This is a genomic window from Kroppenstedtia guangzhouensis, from assembly GCF_014637345.1.
Lineage (GTDB): Bacteria > Bacillota > Bacilli > Thermoactinomycetales > DSM-45169 > Kroppenstedtia > Kroppenstedtia guangzhouensis.
Window position 1 is genome coordinate 205,401 of the sequence record NZ_BMEX01000004.1, and the last position, 16,328, is coordinate 221,728.

Annotated in this window: 16 protein-coding genes; 14 read left to right on the forward strand and 2 right to left on the reverse strand. The window is 51.4% G+C overall.

Translation table 11 applies throughout. From position 1 onward, the window contains the following. Positions 1–65: 65 nt before the first annotated feature. From IEV46_RS07550 to IEV46_RS18475, 4 genes are all read left to right on the forward strand, one after another. The gene (locus IEV46_RS07550) at positions 66–374 is read left to right on the forward strand and encodes a hypothetical protein (protein ID WP_188431559.1); all 309 of its coding nucleotides are present in this window, start codon (positions 66–68) and stop codon (positions 372–374) included. 180 nt (positions 375–554) lie between these two features. Further along, positions 555–1,862, forward strand: coding sequence for a helix-turn-helix domain-containing protein (locus IEV46_RS07555; RefSeq protein ID WP_009711535.1), 1,308 nt, complete (start codon positions 555–557; stop codon positions 1,860–1,862). Between the two features lie 243 nt (positions 1,863–2,105). After that, the gene (locus tag IEV46_RS18470) at positions 2,106–2,399 is read left to right on the forward strand and encodes a winged helix-turn-helix domain-containing protein (RefSeq protein WP_308420290.1); all 294 of its coding nucleotides are present in this window, start codon (positions 2,106–2,108) and stop codon (positions 2,397–2,399) included. Between the two features lie 175 nt (positions 2,400–2,574). Continuing rightward, entirely contained in the window at positions 2,575–2,928 is a 354-nt protein-coding gene (locus tag IEV46_RS18475) for a restriction endonuclease (protein WP_308420291.1), read from the forward strand. Between the two features lie 211 nt (positions 2,929–3,139). Here the strand turns inward: IEV46_RS18475 and IEV46_RS07565 are convergent, their stop codons facing one another. After that, entirely contained in the window at positions 3,140–5,053 is a 1,914-nt protein-coding gene (locus tag IEV46_RS07565) for a S9 family peptidase (protein WP_188431562.1), read from the reverse strand. 179 nt (positions 5,054–5,232) lie between these two features. On the opposite strand from IEV46_RS07565, the gene IEV46_RS07570 reads away from it, so the two are divergent. From IEV46_RS07570 to IEV46_RS07595, 6 genes are all read left to right on the forward strand, one after another. Further along, the gene (locus tag IEV46_RS07570) at positions 5,233–6,075 is read left to right on the forward strand and encodes a glycosyltransferase (RefSeq protein ID WP_268235878.1); all 843 of its coding nucleotides are present in this window, start codon (positions 5,233–5,235) and stop codon (positions 6,073–6,075) included. Between the two features lie 6 nt (positions 6,076–6,081). Then, positions 6,082–7,182, forward strand: a complete 1,101-nt coding sequence (locus IEV46_RS07575; RefSeq protein WP_188431566.1) for a glycosyltransferase — start codon at positions 6,082–6,084, stop codon at positions 7,180–7,182. A 232-nt stretch (positions 7,183–7,414) separates the two neighbouring features. Then, positions 7,415–7,768 carry a hypothetical protein gene (locus IEV46_RS07580; protein ID WP_188431568.1) on the forward strand — a complete coding sequence of 118 codons (354 nt, stop codon included), beginning with the start codon at positions 7,415–7,417 and terminating at the stop codon, positions 7,766–7,768. Then, positions 7,701–9,728, forward strand: a complete 2,028-nt coding sequence (locus IEV46_RS07585) for a PrsW family glutamic-type intramembrane protease (protein ID WP_188431570.1) — start codon at positions 7,701–7,703, stop codon at positions 9,726–9,728. The genes IEV46_RS07580 and IEV46_RS07585 overlap by 68 nt, the downstream gene beginning before the upstream one ends. Further along, positions 9,728–10,522 (forward strand): hypothetical protein, encoded by a 795-nt coding sequence (locus tag IEV46_RS07590; protein ID WP_188431572.1) that lies wholly within the window; start codon positions 9,728–9,730, stop codon positions 10,520–10,522. Before IEV46_RS07585 ends, IEV46_RS07590 begins: the two co-directional genes overlap by 1 nt. 270 nt (positions 10,523–10,792) lie before the next feature. Beyond that, complete coding sequence (locus IEV46_RS07595; RefSeq protein ID WP_188431574.1) at positions 10,793–11,587, forward strand: hypothetical protein; 795 nt, start codon at positions 10,793–10,795, stop codon at positions 11,585–11,587. A gap of 96 nt (positions 11,588–11,683) precedes the next feature. Here IEV46_RS07595 and IEV46_RS07600 read toward each other — a convergent pair whose 3' ends face one another. Beyond that, entirely contained in the window at positions 11,684–12,895 is a 1,212-nt protein-coding gene (locus IEV46_RS07600) for a CynX/NimT family MFS transporter (RefSeq protein WP_188431576.1), read from the reverse strand. A 350-nt stretch (positions 12,896–13,245) separates the two neighbouring features. Here IEV46_RS07600 and yhfZ point away from each other — a divergent pair, with 350 nt between their 5' ends. From yhfZ to IEV46_RS07620, 4 genes are read left to right on the forward strand one after another with little or no spacing between them, the layout of a single operon-like run. Next, entirely contained in the window at positions 13,246–14,178 is a 933-nt protein-coding gene (yhfZ, locus tag IEV46_RS07605; RefSeq protein WP_188431578.1) for a GntR family transcriptional regulator YhfZ, read from the forward strand. A gap of 14 nt (positions 14,179–14,192) precedes the next feature. Next, positions 14,193–14,570 (forward strand): PRD domain-containing protein, encoded by a 378-nt coding sequence (locus IEV46_RS07610; RefSeq protein WP_188431580.1) that lies wholly within the window; start codon positions 14,193–14,195, stop codon positions 14,568–14,570. Between the two features lie 35 nt (positions 14,571–14,605). Continuing rightward, positions 14,606–14,974: a DUF2620 domain-containing protein gene (locus IEV46_RS07615; protein ID WP_188431582.1), complete on the forward strand. Its 369-nt coding sequence runs from the start codon at positions 14,606–14,608 to the stop codon at positions 14,972–14,974. Between the two features lie 19 nt (positions 14,975–14,993). Next, positions 14,994–16,310: a YhfT family protein gene (locus tag IEV46_RS07620; RefSeq protein WP_188431584.1), complete on the forward strand. Its 1,317-nt coding sequence runs from the start codon at positions 14,994–14,996 to the stop codon at positions 16,308–16,310. Positions 16,311–16,328 lie beyond the last annotated feature (18 nt).

A 16,328-nucleotide genomic window follows, 5' to 3' on the forward strand; every position in this document is an offset into this window, starting at 1 on the left:
CGGTGAACCGCGGTGAATAGGGGAAGCCGGTCGAAGCTTTTTATAGATGAGGGGGAGATGGTTCATTGTCCACGGCTCGAATCATGAAGTGGATATGTGGCGGCTTGGAAGGGATTTTGGCCATCCCGGTGCTGGGTGGTCTGATCGTGGTGATGAATTCCTATATTCCGCTGGTTGTCATGTTGGTGCTTCATATCATCACTCTGATCATCAGTATCCAAGCACAGGTGAATAAGTACGGGAGCATCATGGGAATCATCACCTCCTGTCTCGCTTGGATTCCCATCCTGGGCTGGTTCCTGCATGTCCTCGCCGCAATCTTGCTCATGATCGATGCGGTGAAAGATGACAGGAAAACAGTGGAGATCGGCTGAACAGACGGGCCCTTTGGGCCTGCTTTTATTTGGTGAGGCAGTAATTGATATATGCTTTCTGTTGCAGTGTTCAGTTTCGATTCGTGTTAAGAAGACTAAAAATACACGGGATATTGCATTCCATTTTGATATAGATTAGGCTGAAATTGAGAATTGAATTCCGGGTAAAGGAGCAGTTCGATGGGCTATGAAATGTCTGAAATCGGTGAATTAATACGCAGGGTTCGAAAGCTGAAAGGGTTGAGGCTGGAGGATTTAGCAGATGAAAACATTTCTCCGGCCACCATTAGTAATGTTGAACGTGGTGTTTCTCATGTTCGACAAGACAAGATGTTTTATCTGTTGGAGAAGCTGGGAATTTCCATTGAGGAGATCCCCACATTGTTGTTGGAGGAAAAGAAAGAAGCAGATACCTTGAAGTTTGAGTTATTATTCGCTGAATCACTGCAAAGAATGGGTTTTCTGGATGAAGCAATCCAGGTACTAAAACGTCTCAATTTACCCAATGATCATCCATTTGCTCCTTCTGTATATTGGTTGATCGGTGGAACATATCTTCTTCAAAAGAGGTACCAGAAGGCTGAAAGATCTTTATCTGAGGCGATTCGTTTGTCCAAGCAAAGTGACTACGCCATGAATGAAAACATTGAGGCGTACAGTTTTAATGACCTTGGGCTGTGCAGTTATCATGAAAACAACATCGAACAGGCGATCCAATACACAAGAAGTGGGCTGGATGCTTTTAATGTGAATGGAAAAAACAAAATTGTTAAATACAATTTAATACGGAATTTGGCTGTTTACTTGGAGAGGACAGGCCGTGTGGTGGAAGCGCTCCGAGTCGTGCAAGATGTATGGGAAGAGGTACCCAATATTGGGCAAAAGGAAACTGTGCTGGGATTCTATTGGTTAAAAGGAGAACTGCTACGGCGAAGTGGATCACTTAAAGAAGCAGAAATCACATGTCAGGAAGGCTTAAAATTGGCGGGATACAATGAAGACTACTCTTCATCATTTGACCTTTGGGTTGTCCTGGGGAGTATTTTCATGGACAAACGCAATTGGGAAAAGGCGGAAGGGTGTTTTGAGATTGCCTTAAAGATCGCTGAAAAGTATGTGAGTGACAGCCGACTTGTCCGCGGTTATATACAGCTTGGACAGTTGAAAACGAGAAGAGAGGGATGGGAAGAAGCTGAACAGATATTGAAAAAAGCCATTGGCAAGGGAGAAGAGCTCTCCTGTGTTCCCTACCTACTGGATGCATACCTTGCCATGGGTGATTTGTACTTAATCCAAAGAAACTTGGAGAAAGCAACGTATTACTACAAGATGGTTATTGCTAAGCCGCATGGGTATAAAGAGAAGGAGAGACAGGCATGGTTTCAGCTTGCGAAATGTTGGAAGGGTCGTGATGAAGAGGAATTTAGACGGTGTACAGAAAATATGTTTGAATTAGAAGAAGAGATGGAAGGTGGTGAGTTAGCGTGAGGAAGATCATTTTGATCATGTCTGTGGCATGTGTGTTGGCCTTTTCAATGTTCTACGCGACTGAATCTTCTGTCGTAAAAGTATCGGCAAATAGTGCAGCTGAAAACAGTGAACCCGGACGCTGACAATACTTCCCCCCTGAGTGGGGGGAGTATTGTTTTTAGCGGCTTCGGATGAGTTGATTCAAACGTGACAGGTATGGAGTTTGACGACCGACGGGCGGTATGAAAGGGCTGAAGCAGGATGTCCGTACCGGATTATCAATCTTTGATGTTGCCGTTTTTGAAGATATTAGCAGATGGTCAGGTGCACAGTTTGGGGGAAATCAAGGATTGTCTCGCAAAAGCATTAAAGCTTACCGAAGAGGAACTGAAGGGATTGTTACCGAGCGGACGGCAACGAACTTTCGATAATCGGGTGGGCTGGGCTCGTACCTATATGAAAAAAGCTTTGCTCTTGGAAAACACAGAACGAGCCAAATACAGAATCACCCCCCCGGGGACAGGAAGTCTTGGCGATGGAACCAGTTATGATTGATGTTTAGTTCCTAACCCAATTCCCTGAATTTGTTGAATTTATAAATCCATCCAAGAAAAAATCATCTTCCTCAGTAAGGCAGAGAGAGTCGGATAAAACCCCGGAAGAAACGCTGGAGATCGGTTACCAGGAACTTCGGAAAGAGTTAAAAAAGGAAATCCTTGAACAGGTGATGATGTGTAGTGCCGCATTTTTTGAGAAGTTGGTCGTCGATTTGCTCGTGGCCATGGGTTACGGAGGTTCACGGTCCGATGCCGGGCAGGCTATTGGGCGAAGCGGTGACGAGGGGATCGATGGGATCATCAAAGAGGATAAATTGGGTCTGGACACCATTTACATTCAGGCCAAGCGGTGGAACGGTTCGGTGGGGCGTCCGGAGATCCAGAAATTTGCCGGTAGCTTGATCGGGCAAGGAGCTCACAAGGGAGTTTTTATCACAACCTCCACATTTACCGATGGGGCCTTGGATTATGTGGATCGGATCGATCGGAAAATTGTGTTGATCGATGGGGAACGGTTGGCCGACTAACATGGTTGAATTTGACATCGGAGTGAACGAATATGTCCGGTATGTGGTGAAACGAATCGACACTGACTATTTTGTTGAGGATTGAGTTGAACGGATTGACTTTATGTGCGGTCTCTTACCTTCATATTTCCGGATCATTCCTCTCCTGGGATGACTTCCACAACACACAAATCCCCGGCCTCTTCCTTTCAGGATGCCGGGGGTTGTGCTGTCATCCCATACTTACTTCTTCATCAACCATTTCTCCAAGAAAGAAAGTGGCGATGGCGCCGTAAGCCTTCACACGGTTTTCCTGTTTCGCCAGGCCGTGGCCTTCGTCTTCATAGCGAAGGTACTCCACCGGGTGGTTGCGCTTTCGGAGGGCAGCGACGATCTGTTCCGCTTCGGAGACGGGGACGCGGGGATCGTTGGCGCCGTGGACGACGAAGAGAGGGGCCCGGATGTGGTCCACATGGTGAATGGGAGAGATCCGGTCGAAAAAGTCACCGTCTTCCTCGATGGTGCCGTACTCCGACTCCCGCAGATGGCGACGATAGGGGCTGGTGTTTTGGATGAAGGTGCGCAGGTTGGCGATCCCCACAATATCCACCCCGGCGGCCCAGAGATCGGGATGGTGGGTCAAGGCGGCCAGCACCATGAATCCGCCATAGCTTCCGCCCATGACGGCGATGGCCTCCTCCCGTGCGTTGCCGTGTTTCTTCAGCCAATCGACGGACCGGGCCAGGTCGGTGACGGAATCCATCCGCTTGCGCACATCATCCAGATGGACATAAGTGCGTCCGTATCCGGAACTGCCCCGGACATTGGGAACCAAGACAGCCATGCCCCGCTGCAGGAAAAACTGGATCACCGGGTTGAAACTGTTCCGGCTCTGGGACTCCGGCCCCCCGTGGACCCATACAATGACGGGGTGGGGACCCTGATGACCCGAAGGCCGGTAATAAAAGGCGGGAATCTCCAGCCCGTCAAAGGAGGGATAGCTCACCTCTTCCGGTGAGATAAAGGTGTCCTGGGGAACGCCGGAGATGGAGGCATAGGTGATTCGCTCCGGCTGGGGTTTCTCCGGATGGATCTGCCAGATCTCCGTTCCGTGGCGGGGGCTGCTCAGGGTGAGGGCCAGCCTGTTTCCCCGTCGGTTCCATGTCGTGCCCAGAATCACCCCCTGCGGCAGTTCGGGAAGATTCAGGGAACGGGAAGATTCCGCATTGAGAACCTTCAGCCGGGAGTTGCCCCCTTCATTTTGAGTGAAAGCGAGGAGGCCACCGTCGGGGGACAAGGACAGGTCTTCCGCATCCCAACGGTCCTCCGTCAGCCAGGTCCAGTCCAGGGTGGCCAGATGGATCCGGGCCACCCGCGTAAACTCGCTTTCCCGGTTTGACAGGAGAAACAGAGTGTCACCGTCGGCGGAAAAACGGGCTCCGGTATAGAGGGCCTGCCCCTTGTGAGGTGTGAGCAGCCGGGTATTCCCGGAGTCCAGGTCCAGGAGATAGAGGTCGCGATCCATATTGGTGTGAATCCGGGAAAAGAGGATTTTCTTCCCGTCAGGGCTGAACCGGCCGGCGTAATTGGTGTGGTCACTCCGGTGCAGAAGCCGGTGGCTGTCCGTCTCCAACTCATACAAATATACGTCGAAGTTTTTTCCATTACGCCGGTTGGAAGCGTATGTGAAGCGTTTTCCATCAGGAGACCAGGCACCGAAAGCATAGATGTGTTCCGGGTCCTGGGATATATCCTTTATATCCAGCCCGTCTCCGTCCATCAAAAAGAGCTGCGCCCGCTCGTCTCCGCCTCGGTCCGCGCTGACCAGGATGAGGTCTTCCCGGGGGGAGGCGGCCACTCCCATCACCCGCTCCGGGAAAAAGGTGATCTGTCTCGGCCACGGGAGGTCCACATCCTGTCGCCATACCTGGGCGATGCCGCTCATCGTGGACAGAAAGTAGATCCCCCGGTCGTCATGGGCAAAAGAGGGACCAAAAGCTGAACGGATCTCCATATACCTACGGATATCGATCGATCTCGCATCAGATGTCACTGGATCTTTCTCCTCCTGTTGAGTGGAGTCCCTTTCCAGAAAATCGTACCTTCCTTTCTGCCTTTTCACAACCCCCGGCCAGAGGAGTGCCATTTTTGGCACCCCTTTTTTGATATGGTGGAATTTGGACTGAAAAGGTTGAATTTCATACGAATAATGGTAGTAGAGGATGTTTTAATTTTTTTAGGTATATTATGTTCAGATCATAGGAGGATGTACAAAGTTGGAAATCTATCAAATGATCAATTCGGTGAAGGCCAAACGGGGGGGGACTGACCCGAAACCTGTTGACAAGGGCGAAGCTTTTGGCAGAGGAGCTCAACCGGAGGATCCATGTGGTGACCTTTGACTTCAACCCGGACTATGACCAAGTGAGACAGGATTTGTTGCGCCTGCAAATCATCAACGAAAAAGTAATCATCCATAATCTGTATGAGTTTTTATGCCCGCAACTACCCTCTCGTCCCCAGGTGGACCGGATCCTTCATCCTGTGGAGGAGCCCGGCTTTGTCGTCGTGAAGGATGAAGAGAAAAGAGGATATCATTTTTTTCAAAACGGGCTCTATGTCAAGTACAAGGAGTATGGCGAGGACGGTCGACTGAAGTTTATTGATTTTTTCAATGAGAACCACTACCGGATCCGTCGGGAACATTTCGATGCCAAGGGGCGGCTCAGACGGACGGTATATTTGGATCAGATCTTGGACAAGCCCCGCCAGACCCGTTTTTTCGATGAAGAGGGACATTGCTTTCTTTCCAATTGGTATGAACCCGAACAGGGGAAATGCTACCGAGTTCATTGGTTTGACCGGGGTGGGCAACTGATTCGGACATTTCAAAGCGAAAAAGAGATGAAACTGTTTTGGTTAAATCGATTGGTCCAAGAAGAGCCGACGGTGATCCTTCAGTCGGATGATCCCAAAACCAGCCGTCTACTGCTTGAAGCCGACCCGAGGGCTGTCAAGGTGAAGATGCTTCACAGCAATCATCTGGATGAGCCATACGTGTATGGTGCACCTGTTTCCAAGCAGAACGAACTGGCACTGAAACAAGCCGACGGGTTTGATGCTTTTGTTGTGATCACGGAAGAGCAGAAGCGGGATATTCAGCGCTAGTTTGGCATGCGAACAACCTTTCACGATATCCTTCATGCTGTCCCCCGGGTGGAACCGGATCCCCATATCCAACGGGATCCGTGGAAGGCGGTGGTGATCAGTCGGTTTGTCGCTTCCAAACATTGTGATCATGCAATCCGTGCTTTCCAAAAGGTGGCGGAACGATTCCCCCAGGCTCGGCTGGAGTTGTGGGGTTTCGGGCGTGAAGAAGCAAATCTTCGCGAATTGATCAGGGAATTGGGCCTGCAGGACCATGTGTTCATCCAAGGAGCCACCCAGGATGCCCAGGCTGTCTTCCAAAGTGCGGCGTTTTCCTTACTCCCTACGGAAAGGGAAGCCTTTGGCTTGGTGATTGCCGAAAGTTTGGCAGCGGGTGCACCGGTGATTGCTTACGATGTCAATTACGGCCCCCGGGATCTGATCACCCATGATGTCAACGGCTTCCTGATTCAGCGGGATGATCTGGACGGGATGAGTGAGGCGATGATCACGCTGTTTCAAGATCGGGAAAAGTGGGCGGCTATGTGTCGGGAGGCCCGGAACATCAGCGAGAATATCAGTGAGGAGAGGTTTGTCCGACAATGGATTCAGGTTTATGAGGAAGCGGTGAAACAAAAACAAAACCGGGTTCAGATGAAAAAACCCACCTGCCGGATCACCGATTTCTCTTGGGCGGACCCCTCCACCGGCACATGGAGACTGGAGGGGGAGGTGGTTTTCCGGCAGGAGATGGAGCGGTGGAGGGAAGAGGTGCAGATGGCTCTCTATCTGCGAAAACGGACGGAATGGATCGATGGATATTTCCCGGCTGTCATCCAATGGAAAGACGATCGTAGCATTTTTTTTCAATCTGAACTCACCCTCGCCAAGTGGATGGAGCAGAGCAAGACTTTACGGGGCAGATGGGATGTATATACAAGCATCACCGTCCGGAACGCCCATCACTTTGTCCGTCTCGGAGGAACGGAGGAGAATCCGCCCGACACCGAAGTGGAAGTGCCAAACGGGATTATTTGTCCTTATTACACCGAACACGGAAATCTCAGCTTGTGGTGCAAGAAGGCGGATCAGAAGAAAAGTCTGCTCTCTTTGCTCGTTGGGAATTGAATCAACCTGTACAGAGGCTGTCGAGGAGTCTTGACAGCCTTGATTTTTATCTCAAATCTCTTTCAACCACACAATTGATATAAAACATCATTGATTATTCGATTATTCTCATAAATGGAAAGTGATTCGGGTTGAACTCTTTGGCAGATGGGGATTTGAATTGAATCCATTGTTTTATGGTAAAATTGCATCATTTCCGATACAATCATATCCAGAAAAAGGAGGGGTGTGATTGATTGAAACGATGCGGCAGTGGGGGACCGCTTGCCTGCAATATGGGGAACAACGGTGGAAACGGTGGAGAGAAGCCCACCCCGAACTGCTTCGCTGGGGGAGGAAGGCATACATCCTGTTGGCCTGGGTCCTGATCCCCCTTGCCATCCTCGCCTGGATCTTCATCCCGCAAGCGAGGCAGGCGATGGTTCAGTTCTTGTGGAGCTACTACCTGCTGTGGCAATTTTGGTTCCTCGCCCGCAGCAAGACGATGACCTGGACGGGGACCGCCCCGTTTTTTTGCGGTGGGTGCATGGCTGATCGCCCCCTTATCAGCCTTGATCATCTACTTCACTCATGGCCTGTTTGCTGAGGGAGCCCTTTCCGTGCGGGCGGACTGGAGCAGTGAGGTGTTGGGGCCCTTCGTCGAGGAGACGGTGAAGCTGTTCCCTTTCTTTCTCCTCTTCCTGTGGACCCGGCGTACCCAAACCTTCAGCCTGACCGACTATCTGTTGGCCGGTGCGGCGGTCGGGGTCGGGTTTGACTTTATGGAGGAGATGTTGCGGCGTTGGGTGACGGCGGATTCCGGAAGCGGGTTGTTTGGTTTCCTGGCGGAACTGTTGTCCGACACTGAGCAGAATTGGGGGGTATTCACCCTGTTTCCCGGCTCCTTTGAAAGCCATGAGGCCTTCTCCTCCGGGCATGGGATCTGGAGCGGGTTTGTCACCTTGGCGATCGGACTGGGGATTCATTTGCCGAAACGGTGGGGGAGGAAGGCTTTCCTCCTTCCGTTGGCGGTCTTCGCCTGGGCCGTGTTCGACCATGGGGCCTGGAACGCTCACAGTGACGGGATGCCGTTACCCTTGGAGTGGCTGTATCTGTTGACAGGACAGGGACACTTCTTTAAATGGGTCTTCGTGGCGGCGTTTCTGTTGGCGATCGGGCTGGACTACCGCCGGTTGAACCGGGTGGGGGAAAGGTTGCCCCTGCTCCCCGGTGAGCGCCTGTTGGAGCCCTTGACGGAGCTGTTGACTATTCTGCAGGCGATCCCCCGGGGGCGACAAGTATGGGGCCACATGGTCTTGTTCACCCGGGAACGAAGGCGCCTCGGTTTCTCGTTGCTGGCGCCACGGGATGATGACATCGAGATGGAACAGGAATCCCTGTGTCAGACGCTCCACCGGCGTTCCCTGATTCTGGGGAGTGCCTTGGCTGCTTTGCTGTTGCTGTGGCTGTCCGCTGATGTTTACATCCTGCATGAGGGACCGGATGCCTATTTCACAGGTCTGCTGGACCGTCTCGCTGACTGGTGGCAAGGGCTGAACGGCTGGGAAAAGGCGGGGGTGATCACCGCCGTCACCGTGCTGGGTGGCATGCTGACGGTGGCGACGGGAGGCGGTTTCCTGGCGGGAGGATTCACCGCTCTCGGTGCCGCACTCACCGCCCATGACATCCTGCAAAACCCGGAGCCGACAAAGGCTTTTCTGAAAGATCCAGTCGGAACCTTGAAACAGTGGGGAAAGGAGTTGCTCCGGCGCCCACCCCAGGAAGCCGGGGTCCTCGTCCTGGCTGTGGCGGCGGATCAGCTTTCCCGTCGCGTCCCTGTCATCCGGGTGGTGGATGAGCTGATCCACCGGGGAAAAGCGGCCCTCCAGCGTTTTGCGCGGAGATGGATGCCCGGCCGCTCCATGCAGGAGGCCGGCACGGGAGCAAGAGTGGACTGGACCGGACCGGATGTGAGGCAATCCCGCGGGACCGGGAGTTCCGGCGGAGGAGATGGGAAGGAGCCGGAGAAAAAGAAGACAGGATGGGAACGCTTTGAAGAAGAAGATCCCCTGCCGGGAAGTCTGGGGACGAGTAAGACCAGGAGTTTGTTTAAAAGCGTTTTGGATCAGGCTTATAAAGAAGATCCCGGGCGAAAAACCACCTTTGGGATTCCGGATGATATAGTGGTCAAAGATGGAAGAATTACGATCGTGGAAGAAGCGAAGATGTATTCGAAAAAGGAATTTGAGCGGCTGGCTAATCTGGCGGAGGATGATCCTGATCGATTTATTAGGCGAGGTATTCCGGCAAATACTGATGCAAGGCAGATACGCTATATTCAATTTAAGAAGCATAAGGAGTCTGTAAACTATCTCCTCAACAATCTGGACAAGATTTCCTCAGCCAAGGAGCTGGGAATCACTCATTCCGATGCGAAGGTGGAATATATGCTGAAAGTGCCGAAATGGGCGTCCGAAGACATGTTGGAGAAGATGAAGAAGGCTTTTGAAGAGCAGCTCAACATCACGGTGAAATATCGCCGCATCGACTGGGGTGGGAAAAGATAATGGAAGAGATCGAAAGATGGCTGATGTTTTCTTATTGGGGCTCCTATCTGAAGGAAGATTATATGCAGGTGGGGCTGGATGTGACGGAAGTCCTGATGAAGCACTGGGGTCAGGTAGAATGGCTAAGGGGAACTTTATTTAGCTATGATGAAGGGCTGAAAGATGTCGATTCCTTCGACAAGATCAGGGATGAGGTCTTGAGTAATCAAAAAAGATATAGATTATATGATGTTACATTCTTCAATCCCACTGTGACAGAAGAAATCTATGTGAACCGGTTGGATATTTTTGATGCAATGTTAACGATTCAAGAATACGATGATCTGAAATATTTCCAAACCGAGGATCCTACCTTGAATGAACAGAGAACCCGGGCGCTGTTGGAAGTGTTCACCGATGTGGCCAGTCTGCCCGCCATTGAAGAACTGTGGATGCCGGATCGCGATTTAAATGCCTTCATGGGCCATCCCGCTTATCTGTACCGGCCCCGTCCGCTGTATGAACGGGTGGAGGATTCGCTTTATACATTGAAGACAAAAGACGAAGTAACCCGATTGGTGGAGGAGTTTCATACCTATGTGCCGATGGAATGGGTGATCGACTATTTGCAGGATCACCTGGGGGCAGATGCGGTACAGGTGATGGCGGACGGCAAGGTCCGGGTCTTGTTTTATGATCGGGAGCTAACCAAAAGCAAAGTGGATACCCGGGAGTTTCTGAACAACTTTGAAGCAGATGTGGATCGGTTTTGCCGGGAAAAGGGTGTAACGTTGTACAAGGGTGAGGCGTCATAACAGTTTGAGACGAACGGGGAATCTGTTGATTCCCTGTTCGTCCTTTTTTGCAGGACTCAGGCATGGCAGCCGTTTATTTTCTTAGCAACCTCGATAAGTTCCCCTGGCCAAGGAGCTGGGAATTACTCATTCCGATGCACAGGTGGAATATATGCTGAAAGTGCCGAAATGGGCTTCCGAAGATGCGTTGGAGAAGATGAAGAAGGCTTTTGAAGAGCAACTTAACATCACGGTGAATTATCGCCGGATCGACTGGGGTGGGAAAGGATAATGGAAGAGATCGAGAGATGGCTGATGTATTCCTTTTGGGGTTCTTATCTGAAAGGGGATTATATTCAGGCAGGATTGGATGTAACGGAAATTCTTATGAAACACTGGGGTCAGGTAGAGTGGCTAAGGGGGTTTGCATTTAGCTATGATGAAGGGCTGAAAGATGTCAATTCCATCGACATTGTTCGAAAAGAAGTTTTGAGTGATCGGGATCGTTATGAATTATACGATGTTACATTTTTCAATCCCACTGTGACAGAAGAAATCTATGTAAACCGGTTGAATGTTGATGATGCCATGTTAACAGTCGCAGAATTTGATGATATGAAATATTTTCAAACGGGCGATTCCACCTTAAACGAACAAAGAGTTCGGAAACTGTTGGAAGTATTCACGGAAGTAGGCAGTCTTCCCGCCATACAAGAGCTGTGGATGGTGAATCCTGAGCGATTCGCCTTCATGGGCCATCCTGCCTATCTGTATCGTCCCCGTCCACTATATGAACGGGTGGAGAATACACTTTATACACCGAAAACCAAAGATGAGGTGGCCCGGTTGGTGGAGGAGTTTGAAGCCCATGTACCCTCAGAATGGGTGATCGACTATGTGCGGGAACGCCTGGGAGCGGATGCGGCACAGGAGATGGCGGACGGCAAGATCCGGGTTCGCTTCTATGACCGGGAACTGACCCAAAGCAAGGTGAACGCCCGGGAATTTCTGCGCACTTTTGAGGAAGATGTGGATCGTTTTTGCCTGGAAAAAGGGGTGACGCTGTATAAGGGTGAGGTGTCATAACAGTTTGGGACGAACGGGGAAATCCGCTCCCGGAAGAAATGAAAACAGTCACCGCCTCCACCTAACAGGTGGTGGTGACTGTTTTTTGTTGCGCTTCTATTTCTCATGGAACACGGTCACATTGCGACCGGCACCCAGTCCCGCGATCAACATGAAGAAGCTGACGAGGAGGAAGGTAAGGATCGGCAGGGTCCAGGAATGTGTGGCGTCGTAAAGGAAGCCGGTTAAAATCGGTCCGATGGCGGCCAGCAGATAACCAAAGGATTGGGCCATGCCGGAGAGAGCGGCGGCTTGTTTCGCGTGGTTGGCGCGCAAGCTCAGCATTGTGAGGGACAGACTGATCGTCGCTCCTTGAGCCAAACCGATGAAGATGACAGACAGGATCGCCAGGATCAGGCTTCCACTGGCAAATAACCCGAGCAAACCCAGGAAGTACAGGAGACTGACCACCGCCACGATCCCTCTCTGGTGGGAGAAACGATCCGCCAAGACCGGTGCCAAGAAAGTAGCTGGAAGCCCGATAAACTGCACCCCGAACAGCATCCAGCCGGCCATTCCCCTGCTCATGCCCTGACTGCTCAGGATTTCAGGAAGCCAGGCGACAATGCAATAAAAAAGAAAGGACTGCAACCCCATAAAAAAACTGACTTGCCAGGCAAGGGGAGATCCCCACAGGGGGACGGAGTCTTCTGCAGATCGCGGGATATCGGGGGGGGCTTTTCTCCCAAGCTGTGCCACCCACAGGAGCAGGGCGATAACTCCGACGATTCCCCACAGCAGCAATGCCCTTCGCCAGCCCAGGTGTAAACCCCGGGACAGGGGGATGCTGACCCCGGAAGCGATGGCGGCGAACAGACCCATGGAGGTGGAGTAAATGCTGGTCATCATCCCCGTTTTTTCAGGGAAGCGATGCTTGACGATCCCCGGCAGCAATACATTGCCGATGGCCACCCCGACTCCGATCAGGGCTGTACCGGTAAAGACAGCTGCGATCGGACCGCTGGAACGGATCACGATCCCGGAAGTGAGAATGATCAACCCCAGAAACACCGTCCGCTCATTTCCCAGGTGATTCCCTATTTTGGGTGCCAACAGAGAAAAAAGAGCAAACCCGAGAACGGGAAGAGTCGTCAGCAATCCGGCCAACCCGTTGGAAATACCCAGATCCTGACGAATCTCGCCAATCAGCGGACCGACGGAGGTGATGGCCGGCCGCAAATTAAAGGCAACCCAGATCATGCCGACCATGAAAAGGGCTGTGTTCCCTTTTGAGATTTTTTCCGTTGCCGGCACAGAATGCTCGTTCATATGAAGCCCCTCTCTTTCTGCCTTCACGATTGCACCGGGTGGGGATCCAGCGTTGACGGGCGTGAACTGATTCTTTTAAGCCTAATGGTTTGCCGGACGTACAGTCAAGGGGATCACTTTGGAGAAGGGTTCTTCCCGTTGGGATCAGGATGACAAGATGGAATAGGTTGTCCTTATTTAAAAACAATTTTTCTAGCGACTCGGCCAGCACTAATTCACAACGCTTTTAGTAACAGGACTTTCGCACATCAGTAAAAAATTTCCGAAGAAAAGCCCTCTCAAACAGATTGACATGAAGAGAATCTCGTGTAAATATAAAAGTACAATATACTGTATATTGGGGAATGCTCATGGACACACAAATCGAACGTATTTATACGAAGAACGGGAGAGTGGCCCAACAGATTGCTGTGCAGTTGCTCCGTTTGAAAAAAGGGGAGCAATTACCCCGCATCGACGATTTTGTAAGGGTTTTCAATGCGGCCCGGGGAACGATTCAAGGTGGGCTCAGACTTTTGGAGGAAATGTCAGCGGTACGTTTGGAGTCCAGAGGTCATTTGGGAACTTTCCTGGTTGACAAAGATCAGTCCCTGCTCTGGAAAATTGCCGATCGCGGTGCATTGGTGGCAGCGATGCCTCTTCCCTACTCCCGAAGATACGAAGGGTTGGCTACCGGATTTGTTCAAATCTTTGAAGAGATGAAGCTGCCTTTTACCATCGCTTATATGCGCGGTGCCGACAGCCGGATTGAAGCCCTTCGCTCCCGGCGAATTGACTTTGCGATTGTCTCCCGTTGGGCTGCGGAAAAAGCTTGCCGCCAGTATAACGACCTGTCTCTTCAACAATTCCTGGGTGAGAAAACCTATGTAGAGCATCATGGAGTTTTATTTGCCGATCGGAACAAAAAGCAAATAGAGCCTGGAATGCGGGTGGGAATCGACCCTTCTTCCCCGGATCAGCGGGACCTCACCTATGCGGAATGCAAGGGATTGGATGTCCAATTGGTGGAGGTCAACTATATGCAACTGTTCAACCAGTTGGAAAGCGGACAGATTGATGCGGCCATCTGGAATCTGGATGAAACGGCAGACGGATCTCATTGGGGAAAAGGCCGGTTTCAAAAAGAAGATGCCCAAAATATGAGTCTCTCCCTGTCTGAAGCCGCCTTATTGATCCGGCACCCTGGAGAAGAGGTGGCGCAAGTATTGGATGCACTTTCCGTTCAAAAGATTAACCAGATTCAGAAGGAAGTATTGCAGGGCCGCAGGATCCCACATTATTGAGGGGGGAAAGAGACATGCTACCGGAGGAAGTGAAAGAACGATTGGACTTGCTTGTCAACAGCAAGCAAATCAAACCCGATACCCGCAAAAAGGTGTGGGAATCCCTGTGTCAATTGGAAAGACAGGGGTACCTGGATCCGACCAACGAAAGCATCGGACCCTTTACCAACCATTTGGCCATCGCGGCCGAGCGGATTTCCAAGGGGGAACCCATCACCGAAATCAATGAGCAAGTAAATGAGGTTGTAAGAGATCACCCTGAATTAAACCGAGAAGCGGAAAAGATCTTACGCCAGTGTATTCAGGATTCAGAGGCAGAGGTTCCCACAGCGGAAACCGGTTTTGTCGCTTTGTACTTAGCACTGTTACGTAAACATCCCAAAGTGGACTGATGTCGGGTACGAATACAAATATGGAGGGATATTTCATGATTCGCATTGTAATTGGTGGCTTGCAAAAGGACCTGATAAAAAAGAAGGTGGATGAAACTGGAGGGGATCGGGTAGAAGCTGTGATCACCTCTGACTTTGAAGGGGCCAAAAAAGTGAAAGCCGGACAGGCAGATTACTATTTGGGCGCCTGTAACAGCGGTGGAGGTGCAGCTCTGTCCGTAGCTATCGGCATCTTGGGTTACAACCGTTGCGCTACCGTCGCCAAAGCAGGAGGCCGACCCAATCCCCAAGAGATCGAAAAGCTGGTCCAGGAAGGGAAAATCGCCTTCGGCATGTCTGTGGAAGCCATCGAAATGACAGTCCCAATCTTGGTTCAAAGTTTTCTGAGACATTCTGATCAATAATCCGGAGGAGGAACCTCTCATGGAATTCTCCCTGATGAAAATGATTTTGGTTGCCTTGTTGACTGCCAGTACAGCTCTCCTCTCCTTCTATGGGCGGGCGGTTTTTCACGATGGAATCCGTCCCATCATGCCTGAATTTATCGAGGGGAGAATGAAACGTCCCGAACTGGCTTCCATCTCCTTTGGATTGAGTGTGGGTTTTATCGCTTCTGTCGGAATCGCCTTCACCCTGTCCACCAAACTGCTAAACCCCTGGTTGTTGTTTTTGCCCACCGATATCCTCGGGGTTTTGGCCACACGGGCTTGGATGGCCGCTTTGTTTGGAGGCGCTTGGGGAGTGGCTGTCGTTTCGGGATTGACAGTTGTGCAATCCGCCTTCGGGTTCTTTCCCATCGATTTCATCGGTGCTTTGGGAGAACTGAGCTCTCCAGTGCTGGCCGGGTTCGCCCTCTTCCCGATTTTGGCCATTGCTTATCAATTCGGGTGGAAAAAGGCGACTTTCTCCGCAGCTCTGGTTTTGCTGGTGCGACAACTGGTGGAGCTGGGCCTGATCCTGCCGAAGGACTTTAAACTCCTTCCGGAAGCCGGTCAGCTTTTCGTGGGGACTGTTTTGCTGGTGATATTTGCGCTGATGAAGGATCGAGGCGAGACTTCCTCCATTCCCGAAGGCGAATCTCTGTTTGAAGAACGGACACAGCGGATCCGCAGAGGCCTCCCCTTCTTCGCCGTCACCGGAGCATTGATCGCAGTCGTTGCCAACCTGGGTTACTTTGCCGGTTCCGAAGTTTCCATCTTTACCTTGAAAGAAGCCTACAACGCCACCGATCCGGCCCAGACCCAATCACTGATCCAGCAGGCGGCACTGGCCGATTTCCTTCGCGGGATCGGTTTTGTGCCACTGATCGTAACGACTGCGCTGACCACGGGAGTATACGGTGTCGTGGGACTCACCTTTATTTTCCCCATCGCCTACCTCGCTCCCAACCCTGTAGTCGCCGCCATCGGAGGGGCACTTATCATCTCTTTGGAAGTTTTGCTTCTGTCCAAGCTCGGAAAGGTCCTGGAACGCTTCCCATCCTTGCGGGAAGCTTCGGACAGCATCCGAACGGCCATCTCCAACGTGATGGAAATTGCCTTGCTGCTGGGGTCGGTGCTGGCTGTGCTCAAGATGGGGGAATTCACCGGATTCAGCATCTTCGTCGCCCTTTACGCACTGAATGAGGCACTGGGTCGGCCTGTCATCCGTCTGGCCGCCTCTCCCCTGGCCGCTATTTTGACCGGGTTGATCTTAAATCTGCTCTATGTATTGCAGCTGTTTACGCCGGCTGCCGGTTGATCTATCGGGAGGAATGAC

Excerpts from the sequence above, each read along its gene's own strand:
- IEV46_RS07555 (WP_009711535.1), top strand. The coding sequence starts at position 555 with ATGGGCTATGAAATGTCTGAAATCGGTGAATTAATACGCAGGGTTCGA.
- IEV46_RS18470 (WP_308420290.1), top strand. The coding sequence starts at position 2,106 with ATGTCCGTACCGGATTATCAATCTTTGATGTTGCCGTTTTTGAAGATA.
- IEV46_RS18475 (WP_308420291.1), top strand. The coding sequence starts at position 2,575 with ATGTGTAGTGCCGCATTTTTTGAGAAGTTGGTCGTCGATTTGCTCGTG.
- IEV46_RS07565 (WP_188431562.1), bottom strand. The coding sequence starts at position 5,053 with ATGGCACTCCTCTGGCCGGGGGTTGTGAAAAGGCAGAAAGGAAGGTAC.
- IEV46_RS07575 (WP_188431566.1), top strand. The coding sequence starts at position 6,082 with ATGCGAACAACCTTTCACGATATCCTTCATGCTGTCCCCCGGGTGGAA.
- IEV46_RS07590 (WP_188431572.1), top strand. The coding sequence starts at position 9,728 with ATGGAAGAGATCGAAAGATGGCTGATGTTTTCTTATTGGGGCTCCTAT.
- IEV46_RS07595 (WP_188431574.1), top strand. The coding sequence starts at position 10,793 with ATGGAAGAGATCGAGAGATGGCTGATGTATTCCTTTTGGGGTTCTTAT.
- IEV46_RS07600 (WP_188431576.1), bottom strand. The coding sequence starts at position 12,895 with ATGAACGAGCATTCTGTGCCGGCAACGGAAAAAATCTCAAAAGGGAAC.
- yhfZ (WP_188431578.1), top strand. The coding sequence starts at position 13,246 with ATGGACACACAAATCGAACGTATTTATACGAAGAACGGGAGAGTGGCC.
- IEV46_RS07610 (WP_188431580.1), top strand. The coding sequence starts at position 14,193 with ATGCTACCGGAGGAAGTGAAAGAACGATTGGACTTGCTTGTCAACAGC.
- IEV46_RS07615 (WP_188431582.1), top strand. The coding sequence starts at position 14,606 with ATGATTCGCATTGTAATTGGTGGCTTGCAAAAGGACCTGATAAAAAAG.
- IEV46_RS07620 (WP_188431584.1), top strand. The coding sequence starts at position 14,994 with ATGGAATTCTCCCTGATGAAAATGATTTTGGTTGCCTTGTTGACTGCC.